A 13250-nucleotide genomic window follows, 5' to 3' on the forward strand; every position below is an offset into this window, starting at 1 on the left:
CTGGCCGGGGTTTCAGGTGCTGTCCGCCGCCCACGCCAGTTCGAATGTCAACGCGAGGCGCTGGCCGGGCTCCAGCCGGTGCGGTGCCAGGGTGTAGCCATCTGGCGGGCCGCTCTGCGGTTCGACACAGGTGGCGTGCGGCGTACCATCGTAGACCACCCAGTGGTCGTGGTCCGACCTCAGCCGCAGGTGCTGGCCTTCGCGTATCAGCGTGACGTCACCGTCGGCGATGAAGCAGTCATCCCAGGGGCCGGTGGTGGGCTCCACGCGGGGCAGCGTGGCAATACCTTCCCTGTCCCGCGGATACATCGAGCGAGGACTGAACAGCAGTCGTTCCGGCTTCCGGAACCAGGGGTGCCAGCCCAGCACCGCCGGCATCGCCTGGCCGCCGGCCTGGACCGAGAGGTCCATCTGCAGGCTGTGAGCCTGCAACTGCAGGTCCAGCACGGCAGCGCCACCGAAAGGCCAGTAGCCGTCGCTCGGCAGCTCCAGCGACAACCGGGCTGCCGCCGCGTCCAAGCGGTCGATCCGCCAGGGTCGCGAGAAACCCACCCCATGGATGGCATGCCCGTCGAAGTTGAGCGGCAGCCGATGCGGCCTGCCGTCAAAATGGAACTGTCCACGGCGGATGCGCCCGGCCCACGGCACCATCGGGTAGCAGCCCCACGCGATCGCCGCCGGGCCTGCCTGCTGCGCATCCACCAGCCATTCCACGCCCTGGTAGCGCAGGTGCGCCACGCGCCCGCCCGCCCCTGCGGCGAACGCAACCTCCAGTTCGCCGCACCTCAGCCAGTGCAGCTCGCCGGCTGGCAGCGGAGCCAGCGCATCATCCACCGGCAGCATCCGCTCAGGCCCCATACGGGTTGATCGTGCGGATGCTTCCGTCCGGCTCCATGTGCAGCGGTGTGCACTTGGCCGAGCGCAGGTGGGTGATGCCGCCGGACATCAGTGCATCGTGATAGAACAGGTACCACTGTCCTTCGAACTGGCAGATGGAGTGGTGGGTGGTCCAACCGACCACGGGGGTGAGGATCACGCCAGCGTAGGTGAACGGTCCATACGGGCTGTCGCCGATGGCGTAGCACAGCTGGTGGGTGTTGCCAGTGGAGTACGACAGGTAGTAGCGACCCTGGTACCTGTGCAGCCACGGACCTTCGAAGAAGCGGCGCGCATGGTCGTCCGCGCGCAGCGGCTGGCCATGCTCATCCAGGATCTGCACTTCGCGGGTGGGTTCGGCCAGCTCGGTCATGCCGGCATCCAGGCGGCCCACGCGCGGGCCCAGCGCCGGTGCGCTGCCCTCGGGCTCCTCGTGGGCCTCGCTGTACTGGTTGTCACGATACTTCTGCAGCTGCCCGCCCCATATGCCGCCGAAGTACAGGTAGTGGCTGCCATCCTCGTCTTCGAACACGGCCGGGTCGATCGAGTACGCACCCTTGATCGGCTCCGGCTGGGGCACGAACGGGCCCTCCGGCCGCGCACCGATCGCCACGCCGATGCGGAACCGGCCCTCGGCATCCTTGGCCGGGAAGTAGAGGTAGTAGCGGCCATCACGGCAGGCGGCATCGGGGGCCCACATCTGTTTCCGGGCCCAGGGCACATCGCGCACATGCAACGCCATGCCGCAATCGACGGCCGTGCCGTCGGGCGTATCCATCTTCAGCACATGATAATCCTGCATGCCGAAGTGGCCACCTTCGTCGTCGAATGGCTGGCCGCCGTCGATGTCGTGCGACGGATAGATGTACAGGCGCCCCTCGAACACATGCGCCGAAGGGTCGGCGGTATAGATGTGGGTCACCAGCGGTTGCGAAATGGCGTGCGCGGTGAGCTGCGCAAGACGGGCTTCGCTGGCCTGGCCGTCTTCGCCGGCAGAGAGGTCGATCATGGTCGTCATCTTGGAGTTACACGGAGGCGTCGGCGGAACGGCGACGCAGGTGGAGGTCCTGCTCGATGCGGGTTTCGGTGCGCTTGTCGATCCTGTAGAAGACCAGCAGCGCCACGGCGAGCAGGAAAGGAAGGGAGCAGTAGACGCTTACGGTCAGGCGGATGCCCTGCACCACGGCCTCAGGCTGCTGCGCCAGGCCGGCCTGGTAGCCGTAGTGGGCGAGGATCGCGGCGACCAGCGCGCCGCCCACGCTGAGGCCGATCTTCAGCCCGCACAGCATCGCCGAGAAGATGATCGCGGTTGCCCGCCGATGGTTCTTCCACTCCGAGTAGTCCGCGACGTCGGCGATCATCGCCCACAGCAACGGGATGGTGATGCCGTAGCAGAAGCCATGCAGCATGAAGGCGCCGAACGCCACCGCCACCGCCGTGGGTGGAAACAGGTAGAAGGCAAGCAGGAACAGGGTCGAGACAAACAGGGCGCCACCGAAGACGTCGCGCTTGCCGAAGCGGTCCGCCAGCCGTCGCGATGCGCCGATACCCAGGATCATGCAGAGGATGCCGCACGCGTTGAACAGGCTGAACGCCGAGGTGGCCGCGTCCTTCGGCCAGGTGAACGCCGCGAAGCCGGCGCTGGCCAGCGCAGCATTCAACGCGCTGACCAGGCCGTTGAACCCCGAGTTTTCAAGGAAGCCGGCCAGCGCCGCTTCACTCATGTAGTACTGGAAGTAGTAGATGTAGGTACCGCCCTTCAATGCCAGGTTGATGAACACCAGCACGGTCAGGGCCAGCATCACCTGCCACGGGCGGTTGTGCAGCAGGTCCGACAGGTCCTGCACTATGCCGCCGGTCTGTTCACGCGTCGGCACGATGCGTTCGCGGGTGGTGGCGAACGTGATCAGGAAGAACGCCGTGCCGATGATGGCGAATGCGGTCATGACCTGCTCGAAGCCGCGCACCCGGTCGCCGTCACCCAGGATCAGCACCAGCGGCATCAGCAGCACCTGGATGATGAACTGCGCGATCATCACGGCCACGAAGCGGTAGGCCGAAAGGCTGTTGCGCTGGGCCATGCTGCCGGTCAGCACGCCGCTCAGCGCCGAGTACGGCAGGTTGTTCGCTGCGTACACGCACACCAGCAGCGCGTAGGTGGCCAGTGCATAGATCACCTTTCCGCGCTCGCCCAGGTCCGGCGTGATGAACGCCAGCAGGGACAGTACGCCAAAAGGAATGGCCGTCCACAGGATCCACGGCCGGAAGCGGCCCCAACGGGTGGTCGTCCGGTCAGCCGCGATGCCGATCAACGGCGTGAACACGAACGCACCCAGCAGGCCCACCACGAAGATGATCGTGGCCGCGGTCGCAGCTGGCAGGCGGTAGACGTCGGTGTAGAAGAACGCCAGGTAGGTGATCAGGGTCTGGAAGATCAGGTTGGCGGCGAGATCGCCCAGGCTGTAGCCGAGCTTCTCGCGTACCGATAGCGCGTGTTCAGTGCTTGCCATGCAGCGGACGTCCTGGAAAAGGGATCTGGGCGGAGGGAAATCGATGCCGGCGAGAGCGATCAGTCATGCGCGGACACCACCGTGAACCTGCCCTGCGCGCGTGCATCGGCACTGGACGCCCCCACCCTGACCTCGTAGGCACCGGGCCGCACCTCATACGCGGCGCGCGCTTCGTCATAGTGGCGCAGGGCCTGCGCTGCCTCCAGGGTGAACGTCACCGTGCGGTGTTCGCCCGGGGCCAGATGGATCCGCTGGAAGCCACGCAGCTCCTGCACGGCATCGCCGCTGCCAGCGTGCTCGCGCCGCACGTACAGCTGCACCACTTCGTCACCGCTGCGCGTGCCTGCGTTGGTCACATCGACCGCAACGCCCAGGCGGCCATCGGCCCGGAGCCTGGCTGCATCGAGGCGGAGCGTTCCATAGTCGAACCGCGTATACGACAGGCCGTGACCGAACGGATAAAGTGGCGTGCCGCGGAAGTAGCGATAGGTGCGGCCCTCCATGGCGTAGTCGTCGAATGCCGGCAACGCTTCGCTGGCCTTGTAGAACGTCACTGGCAACCGGCCGGCGGGATTGATGTCGCCGAACAGCGCCTGGCCGACGGCGGTGCCGCCGCGCTGCCCGGGGTACCAGCTCATCAGGATCGCCGGCAGATGCGACTGCGCCCAGTCCACGGCAATGGCCGAGCCGCCGGTGAGCACCATCACCACCGGCTTGCCGGTAGCGTGCAGGGCCTCCAGCAGGGTGCGCTGCGGCGTGGGCAACCGCAGGTCGGTACGGTCGCCACCGGCAAAGCCTGGATAGTTGACCGTCATTTCCTCGCCTTCGACATCGCCGGTAAGGCCACCGACGAACACCACCACATCGGCTTCGCGTGCGGCATCGAGCGCTTCATCGAACGGCGCCTTGGCGCCGGGCATGCGCCAGCCCAGGCGCACGCCGGCATCGCGCTCGTCGTCGTAGTACTCCAGCGTCAGCGCGTAGGCACGCCCGGCCTGCAGCTCCAGTTCGATGCCCTCGGCATGCAGGCGATCTGTGTTCACCCAGTGATCGATCAGGCGCTTCCCGTCCAGGTACAGGCGGTAGCCATCATCGCCGGCCACCTCCAGCCGGTAGCGGCCGGACACGGGTGGCAGCAGTTGGCCGCTCCAACGGATGCTGAAGCGGTCGTTCGGGATCCCCTGCCCCGGTGCCGCTTCGCCGCGTGCCAGCAGGTTGTCGGTCGGCGAGCCGCGGTCCCAGCGGAAGCCGATCTGCGCGTCGGTACGCACCAGGGCCGGCGTACCGGACAGGTCGGGCGTGCGGAAGTACTCGCCACGCAGGCCACGCTCGGGCGAGTCCGCCGAAGGCCGCAGGAAGGTCGGCTCGATCAACGGCGTGGCACCGGGATCGTCGCGGCCCTCCACCAGGTCCACGCCGCGGGCATAGCGAACCTCGACGCCCTTGGCCGCCTCGCGTATGCCCTGCAGGATCGTGACCGGCGCGGCCGGTGTGCCGAAGTAGTTGCCGAGCAGCGCCATGGTGTCGTCGGCAGTGGGTCCGACCACGGCAATGCGCTTGATGTCGCGTGACAGCGGCAGGATGCCGTCGTTCTTCAGCAGCACCAGCGACGCCTGCGCGGCCTTGAGCGCCAGCGCATCATGGGCCGGGGCCTGGTTCACCGAGGCCGGAATGCGCGCCCAGCGCACCCGCTCCGGCGGGTCGAACATGCCCAGGCGCATCCGTGCGGTGAACAGACGGGTCACCGCATCGTCGATCTCCGCTTCGCTGATCAGACCCTGACGCACGGCCGACGGAAGCGTGGCGTACTCCTGGCCGCATTCCAGCTCGGTGCCATTCCTGACCGCCAGCGCCGCAGCGGCTTCGCGCGTGGTCACGATATGGTGGTGCTTCCAGATGTCGACGATGGCCCAGCAGTCCGAGACCACGTAGCCCTTGAAGCCCCAGTCGCGTCGCAGCACATTGCGCAGCAGGAAACGGCTGGCACTGGCGGACTCGCCGTACACGCGGTTGTAGGCGCCCATCACAGCATCGACGTCGCCCTCCTTGACCAGCGCCTCGAATGCCGGCAGGTAGGTGTCATACAGGTCGCGCCGGCTGGGCCGTGCATCGAAGTGATGGCGGTCGGCCTCCGGCCCGCTGTGCACGGCCAGATGCTTGGCGGTGGCGTCCAGCTTGCGGTAGACGGGGTCGTCGCCCTGCAGGCCACGTACGAAGGCCACGCCCATGCGCGCGGTGAGGTACGGGTCCTCGCCATAGGTTTCCTGTCCGCGGCCCCAGCGCGGGTCGCGGAAGACGTTGACGTTCGGCGACCAGAAGGTCAGCCCCTGGTAACGGCCGTGCGCGCCTTCGCGGAGGAACTGGTGGTGCTTTGCGCGGGCCTCATCGCTGATCGTCGTGGCCACCTGCCCCATCAACGGCACATCGAAGGTCGCGGCCAGGCCGATCGCCTGCGGAAAGACCGTGGCCTGCCCTGCCCGTGCCACGCCATGCAGTCCCTCATTCCACCAGTCGTAGGCGGGCACACCCAGGCGTTCGATTGCCGGCGCGGCGTTCTGCATCTGCGCGGCTTTCTCTTCCAGCGTCATCTGCGCGACGAGTGAGGCAGCCCGTTGCTCGAAGCTGGCCGAAACGTCCAGCCAGGGCCGCGGCGCGGCTGCGGATGCGGCCGCCGCGATGCAGGTCAGAACGAACACAGTGAGCCCGCGGCGCAACGTGCGGCGACGGGCGTTGGACGACAGCGACAGCCTCATTTGCTTCTCCCGGTGCGCTCATCGCGCGCGAAGGGACCCAGCAGTGCGCCTACGAAGCCGCCCGCCCGGTCCGTGCTCAGAACGGTGCCATCCACCTTGCCTGCAAGCAGTTGCCAGCCCTGCTCGTCGCCGGTATCGAACGAGAACGCGTAGTCGCCCTCGTTGCCGTCGATCTTCAGGCGCAACGCGTCCGGTGCCCGCACCTCGCGGGTCGCCACGATGCGCGTACTGCCACCGCCATCACGAACTTCCAGGAAGAGCGAAAGTCGCTCGTCCGGAAGGCTGCGAACGCCAAGGAAGTACCAGTACGCCTCGCTCTGGAACGCCGCCAGGCCGGCCGCCACGCCAGGCCCCGGCCGGCTCATCGCGGCGCTCGCCTCGAAGCGCAGGTGCTGCTGGCGTCGGCCAAGGAACGCGGGATTGCGCAGCGTGTCCAGATCCTCGGCAAGCGGGTGCACGGCCAGCATTCCCGGGCGCGTGGCCAGGTCGGCCCAGGCGTGCTTGGGCACCCGCACGCGCAGCCACTGGCGATCGAGCCTCGGTCCATCGAAGTTGTCGCGCTCGACGAAGTTGCCGGTCGAGGGGGCCTGGGATGCCTCGCCCTGCGTCCACGACGGCGCCTTGACCACGTAGGGGATGGGCTGGTCGGCCGGCAGGATCCGTGGCCAGCCGTCCTGCCAGCGCACCGGCAGCAGATAGGTCTCGCGCCCGGTGTTGTAGTGCCGCGTCTGATAGTTGCGGCTGGCCAGGAACACCGCCCACCACGAACCGTCCGGGCCTTCGACCAGGTCGGCATGGCCGGCATTGGTGATCGGTAGCGGTCGGTCGTCGGGCAGCTCGCGCTGGGTCAGGATCGGATTGCCCGCGTAGGGGTCATACGGGCCCCACACGGTGCGGCTGCGCAGCACCACCTGGGAGTGCTGCGGCCCGGTGCCGCCTTCGGCATCGGACAGGTAATACCAGCCCTGGCGCTTGTAGATGTGGGGTCCTTCGATCCAGATCGGGTTCTTCGCCGGCTCCACGCCCGCGTCGACCAGCACCCGGCGCGGCCCGACCGGCTTGAAGGCAGCCAGATCGATCTGCTGCATCCAGATGGCGCGGTGCCCGTCGTAGCGCGGCGGGCCGGGCGGTGCATCGTTGTTGACCAGGTACACCTTGCCGTCGTCATCGAAGAACAGTGATGGATCGATGCCATCGATGCCGGGCAGCCAGTGCGGATCGGACCACGGACCGGCCGGGTCGCGCGCGGTGGCAATGAAGTTGCCGCCACTGTCGGTGGCCGTGGTCACCACGTAGAAGACCCCATCGTGGTATTCGATGGTGGGCGCGAAGATGCCGCGCGAGACGCTCAGTCCGTCGAAATCCAGCTGCGTGGCGCGGTCGATCACGTTGCCGATCTGCTTCCAGTGAACCAGGTCGGCACTCTCGAACACCGGAATGCCCGGGAAATAGGTGAAGCTGGAATTGACCAGGTAGAACCGGCCGTTCGCGCTCACGATGCTGGGATCGGCATGGAAGCCGGCCAGCACCGGATTGCGGTAGTGGCCGGCCGGCAGCGGCGTGTCGAAGGCCGCGTCGTGGCCGCGGTATTCGAACCAGTCGAAGTACACCGGCGGTGCGTCCGGCGGCGCGCTGGCCGGGCTGGTTGCGGCCGACAGCAGGAGTGCCGCCGCCAGCAGGTGGCGCGCCATCGACCTCAGGCCGGCCCTGTCGCGGACCGGAGGGGACTGCTTGGACAACGTCATCATCGTCGCGTCTCGGCTTCGGCAATGGGAAGTTCGAACGGGCCTGCCGGTGCCCCGCTGCGGTCGCGTAGCGTGCACACCGGGCCATCGGCCCAGCAATAGCGGACATGCGTTGCGTGCGTCGACAGCGGGCCGCGCAGCACGATCCGGCGCCCATCCAGTTCGGCGTCGCCGTAGTCGCAGTGGCGGGTATCACCCCTGGTCCCGCACAGTTCAAAACCAATCGGACGCAGCGCGCCGGTCGCGGTGAGCACGCCTTCGACATCCTCGAACGCAATGGCCACGCCAGCGGGCGTCCGCACGGCCGTTACCGCTCGCGGACCCGACGGCGCCACGTCCTGCTTGCCGTACACCACGTGGCGCGCCACGCGCGCCAGGCGGCGCCCGAGCTCCTGCTTGTTCGGCGGATGGATGTCGTAGGCGTCGCCGATGTCGATGGCAATGGCGAGCCCGCTCCGCGCATCCTCGGCGGCGACGCGCCGCTGCGCCTCACGCACCTGCGCCCAACCGCTGGCGGCGGGCACAACCGGCGGCTGGCCGTAGCCGGCCAGCTGCACCAGCAGCAGTGGCGTGCGCGCACCGAACTGCCGCCGCCAGTCCTCGCGCAGCGCACGCAACCGCATCGCATACGCCGCACCATCGCTGGTGTTCGATTCACCTTGATACCAGAGCATGCCGCGCAGCCCGAAGCCCCCGAGCGGTGCGATCATCCCGTTGTACAGCGTCGACAGCCCGGTGGCGGCCTGCCATGGCGCGAAAGGCGGCGCCTGCTGGCCCGCCGCCACCCGGTATTTCCAGAGGCCCTGCAGTGCCACGCGCTCGCCGTTGTCGAACTGCAGGCCGTATGCCGTTGAGGGGCCGGCCAGGCCGCCTTCGCCGTAGGTGTCCAGCACGTTGACCGCAATGCTGTTGGATCCCGCCTTCAACAGGCCACTCGGCAACGGATAGCGCCTCTGGCCGGCGCCGTACTGGCTGCCGACGGCGACCCCGTTCACCCAGGTCACGTCCACCTCGTCGGCCGATGCCAGCTCCAGGGTCGCGCCGCGTGCAGCCTGTTCAGCGCTCAGCACCACCTGCGTGCGATACCAGACCATGCCGTTGTAATCGGCAAGCGCGGGCTCGTTCCACCGCTCCCATGCGCCCAGTGTGGCCGGTGCGTGCGACCATGCGCGGTCATCGGTATCCGCGCGCCAAGGTGCGTCGCCCGGCAGCGCCCCTTCGCGCGTCTCCCACCAGTGCTGCCAGTGGCGGCCCCAGGCTGCGCGTGCCTCCAGCGGATCACGGGCAGAGCGCGCGAGAATATCGAGGGCCTCGTCCATGCCACCTTGCCCGCGCAGGGCATCGGTACTGGTCCAGGCCTCGATCCGCGAGCCGCCCCACGCTGCCTGGATCAGCCCCATCGGTACGGTAACCGTGCGCTGCAGTTCGCGGGCGAAATAGAAGCAGGCTGCAGAGAAACCGCGCACCGAATCGGGCGTTGCCCGCGTCCATCCAGGGTCACCCTTGAAGCTCTCCTGCGCCTGCACGGCCGCGTCCTTCGGCACGCTGAACAGCCGGATCCGTGGCAGCGTGGCCGAGGCGATCTCGCTGGCTGCGTTGAGCGAGCGCCAGACCGGCAGCTCCATGTTCGACTGCCCCGCGCACAACCAGACGTCGCCGACCAGAAGATCCCGCGCCGTCTCACGCCGGGTCCCGGCGGTTGCCTCGAGGGTGTACGGGCCGCCTGCGGCGATGGCGGGGAACATGGCCTGCCAGCGGCCTGCCCTATCGGCCTGTGTGGCCACCGCCTGGCCCGCGAAGGTGGCCGATACCGCCTGCCCAGGGCTTGCCTGGCCCCAGACGGTGATCGGCCGGTCGCGCTGCAGGACCGCATGGTCCTGGAACAGCGGGTGCAGCAAACCCGTCGTTTCGCCGGCCGCCACCGGTGCGGCAAGCCACGCCAGCACCATCAACGCCGCCGCGCGCGCGGACCATCCGAACCGGTTCATCGCCCATCTCCGGGTGCGAAAGGAAACTGCAACGCCTGGTAGTACGACAACGGCTGTGGCGGTGGCCGTTCTCCCGCCGGCAGCGGTCGGCCGCTGACTGACTGGAAGTACGCCACACTGGCATCGCGCCACCACTGCGCTTCCTCGCGCTGGATCTGCAGGAACGCCGCCACCTGCTGGTGCCGCTGCGGATCGATCCGATCGCGCAGGCCCGCCCAGGTCGCCTGCATCGACTGCACCTGGCGCACACCCCGCGAATAGCGCCCGACCAGTTCGTCCCACAGCGTCCTGCCCGAGCGCATGCGGCGGTCCCACGGCACGTGATGGAACCACAGCAGCAGCGACTCGGGCACCCGCGCCGGATCGCCATAAACCCCGGCAACCGGCGGGAAGTACTGCCCCACGGCGTTGCTTCCGCTTGCGCTGCGGTCAAAACCGATGCCGTTGCGGTCTGCACGGTGGTAGTAGACCGACGTCCAGTCCGCACGCGGGCCGCCGTCCACCCAGGGGCCGGGACCGTAGTGATGGCCGCGTGCCATCAGGTGGTGCAGGCCCAGCGGCGTCATGTAGTCCACTGCCGCCTCGCGCGAGTCCATCATCATCCGCACGATCGGGCCGGTCACCTGCGGGTCGGGCGAGAAGGTCAGCGCGGCCCAGTCCTCGGCAATGCCGCGCGCGGACTGCTGCGGATTCCAGGCCAGTCGCCCGAACGCGTACCAGTTGGCCTGGTCGAAATGCGAGCCGCTCCAGGTGCGGTCTACGCCAATGTTCGCAACGCCGGCGATGCCGGTCAGTGCATGACCTTCCAACGAGCCGTCGATCACGCGGGCGACCGTGGAGCCCTCGCCACGTGCATGGGTGTCGGCCTGCAGCACTTCTTCGTAAAGCGTTCCCAGGTACACCAGGTGCGTCGCGAAACCCAGGTACTCCTTGGTGATCTGCAGTTCCATCATCAGCGGCGTGCGTGGCATGGCGCCGAACAGCGGATGGAACGGCTCGCGCGGCTGGAAGTCGATGGGACCGTTCTTCACCTGCACGATCACGTTGGGGCGGAAGGCACCGTCCAGCCCGATAAACTCGCTGTACGCCTGCTTGGCGCGATCTTCGGGAACCTGGTGCGAGTACACGAAGGCGCGCCACATCACTACGCCGTTGTAGGGCGCCAGTGCCTCGGCCAGCAGGTTGGCGCCGTCGGCATGGGAACGACCGTAATCCTGCGGGCCGGGTTGCCCCTCCGAGTTCGCCTTGACCAGGAAACCGCCAAAATCCGGAATGCGCGCATGGATCTCATCGACCTTGTCGCGCCACCAGCGCCGCACAGCCGGATCCAGCGGATCAGCCGTTGCCAGGCCGCCAAGCTCGATCGGCGCACTGAAGCGCGCGCTCAGGTAGACCCGGATGCCATAGGGCCGGAACAGGTCGGCCAGCGCGGCGGCCTTGGCCAGATAGGCCGGCGACAGGCTCAGCGCACTGGCATTGACGTTGTTGAGGACGGTGCCGTTGATGCCGAGCGAGGCGTTGGCACGGGCGTAGTCGGTGTAGCGCGGGTCACGCCACTGCGGCAACGTCTGCCAGTCCCACAGCGAGCTGCCTGCATAGCCACGCTCGACATAACGATCCAGGTTGTCCCAATGGTTGAGCACACGCAGTGCGACCTGCGGCGACTCACGCACATCCAGCGCCTGCAGTGGGGTGCCACGCTGCAGCAGGCGCAGCAGATGGAACATGCCATACAGCACGCCGACATCCTGGCGTGCCGCCACAAGCAGCACATCGCGCGCCTCGATCCGGACCCGGCGGATCAGGAAGCCCTCGTCGCCCAACGTGGCGATCTCGTTGCCGTACGCGGCGACGAGTGTCGAGGATTGCGGCGTGCCCAGCACCAGGGCACGCTCGGTACTGATTGCCGTTCGCATTGGCGGCGACGCTCCCAGCAATCCAGGGAGGCTGCGCGCAAGCTCGTCGCGGGTGGCGCGCTGCATTGGCGTGCGATCCGGGGCCACCACTTCGGCCAGTTGCCGCCGGTAATCGGCAGCGACCGTTGCGGCAACCGGCTGGTAGCGCATCCACAGCGCATAGCCATCCTCCGCCCGTGCCCCGCCAACACAGGCCAGCAGCACGAGCAGGGCCCACAGGTGCGTGCCGACAGCGCGCAACAACGGCGTTAACATGCGCCTTTGTAGACTACGTCCGGGCCCGGGGCAGCGCATCATCGTCCTTCGCACCCGCGCGGCAGCGCCACCAAGAACAAAGGGATCGTGCATTGGACAAGCCGAAGAAATCGGTTCGCCGCAGAACCGCAGGCGTGACGATCGACGAGGTTGCGGCCCTTGCCGGCGTTTCGCCGATGACCGTGTCGCGGGTAATCAACCAGGGCAAGGTGCGCGACGTCACCCGCGAGCGCGTGCTGCGCGCCGTGCGTGAGCTGGGCTATACGCCCAATCTTGCCGCCAGTTCGCTGGCCGCTGCACAGCACACGCGCATTGCGCTGATCTACACCAACCCCAGCGGCGCCTACCTGCGCGAACTGCTGGTGGGCCTGCTGCGCGTCGCCTCCAGTTCCGCCATCCAGCTGGTCATCGACTACTGGGACAACCTGGATGCCGAATCCGAACGCAGGGCGGCGCGTGCGCTCGCCGGACGCGTCGACGGGGTGATCCTGCCGCCGCCGCTGTGCGAATCGCAGGCCGCCGTAAGCGAACTGGTCAAGGCTGGCATTCCGGTGGTGGCCATCGCATCGGGTCGCCTGAGCGAGGCCCTGTCCTGCGTCCGCATCGACGATTTCAGTGCGGGCAGGGAAATGACCGATCACCTGCTCCGGCAGGGACACACCCGCATCGGTTTCATCCGTGGGCGCGATGACCTGAGCGCAAGTGCGCTCCGCTACGACGGCTTCGTCACCGCCCTGCGCGAGGCCGGGCTGGCGGTGGAGCCCGGCCTGGTCCAGCACGGTGACTACACCTACCGGTCCGGCCTGGCCGCGGCCGAGAAGCTGCTGTCCCAGCGCCGGCCACCGACCGCGATTTTCGCCAGCAACGACGACATGGGCGCCGCCGCCATCTCCGTGGCGCATCGGCGCGGGCTGGAAGTGCCACGCGACCTGTCGGTGGTGGGTTTCGATGACACCTCGGCCGCCACCACCGTGTGGCCGGAACTGACCACGATCCACCAGCCCATCGCCTCGATGGCCAACGCGGCCATCGACATCCTGCTGCGCACCATCCGCCGTCCTGCGGGGGACGCAACGGTGCTGCGTGAACATGTGATGCCGCATCGGCTGATCGCACGCGGTTCGGTAGCCGCACCGCCCACGCGCCGGTAGCGAAGGCCCCGCCCTCATGCCTGCGCCTGCGCAGTAGGCGGCAGGGTGCCGGTCAG

Annotated in this window: 8 protein-coding genes; 1 reads left to right on the top strand and 7 read right to left on the bottom strand. The window is 68.0% G+C overall.

Annotated elements, in window-relative coordinates:
* Window positions 1–12: 12 nt before the first annotated feature.
* The 7 genes from AC5P6H_RS11570 to AC5P6H_RS11600 are packed head-to-tail and all read right to left on the bottom strand — an operon-like array spanning window position 13 to window position 12043.
* Window positions 13–858, bottom strand: a complete 846-nt coding sequence (locus tag AC5P6H_RS11570; RefSeq protein WP_041863456.1) for an aldose epimerase family protein — start codon at window positions 856–858, stop codon at window positions 13–15.
* The gene (locus AC5P6H_RS11575; protein WP_049439693.1) at window positions 848–1885 is read right to left on the bottom strand and encodes a glycoside hydrolase family 43 protein; all 1038 of its coding nucleotides are present in this window, start codon (window positions 1883–1885) and stop codon (window positions 848–850) included. The genes AC5P6H_RS11570 and AC5P6H_RS11575 overlap by 11 nt, the downstream gene beginning before the upstream one ends.
* Before the next feature lie 16 nt (window positions 1886–1901).
* Complete coding sequence (locus tag AC5P6H_RS11580; protein WP_495202647.1) at window positions 1902–3386, bottom strand: MFS transporter; 1485 nt, start codon at window positions 3384–3386, stop codon at window positions 1902–1904.
* Window positions 3387–3445: 59 nt separating this feature from the next.
* On the bottom strand, window positions 3446–6139 hold the full coding sequence (locus AC5P6H_RS11585) for a glycoside hydrolase family 3 protein (protein WP_495202648.1): 2694 nt from the start codon (window positions 6137–6139) through the stop codon (window positions 3446–3448).
* Window positions 6136–7830: a glycoside hydrolase family 43 protein gene (locus AC5P6H_RS11590; RefSeq protein ID WP_495202688.1), complete on the bottom strand. Its 1695-nt coding sequence runs from the start codon at window positions 7828–7830 to the stop codon at window positions 6136–6138. Before AC5P6H_RS11590 ends, AC5P6H_RS11585 begins: the two co-directional genes overlap by 4 nt.
* Window positions 7831–7883: 53 nt before the next feature.
* The gene (locus tag AC5P6H_RS11595; protein WP_495202649.1) at window positions 7884–9872 is read right to left on the bottom strand and encodes a sialate O-acetylesterase; all 1989 of its coding nucleotides are present in this window, start codon (window positions 9870–9872) and stop codon (window positions 7884–7886) included.
* Window positions 9869–12043 (bottom strand): alpha-glucuronidase family glycosyl hydrolase, encoded by a 2175-nt coding sequence (locus AC5P6H_RS11600; protein ID WP_495202650.1) that lies wholly within the window; start codon window positions 12041–12043, stop codon window positions 9869–9871. Before AC5P6H_RS11600 ends, AC5P6H_RS11595 begins: the two co-directional genes overlap by 4 nt.
* 92 nt (window positions 12044–12135) lie before the next feature.
* On the opposite strand from AC5P6H_RS11600, the gene AC5P6H_RS11605 reads away from it, so the two are divergent.
* Complete coding sequence (locus AC5P6H_RS11605) at window positions 12136–13194, top strand: LacI family DNA-binding transcriptional regulator (RefSeq protein WP_014647205.1); 1059 nt, start codon at window positions 12136–12138, stop codon at window positions 13192–13194.
* The last annotated feature ends 56 nt before the right edge of the window (window positions 13195–13250 follow it).

Source organism: Stenotrophomonas sp. YJH_SMC_110, assembly GCF_059369255.1.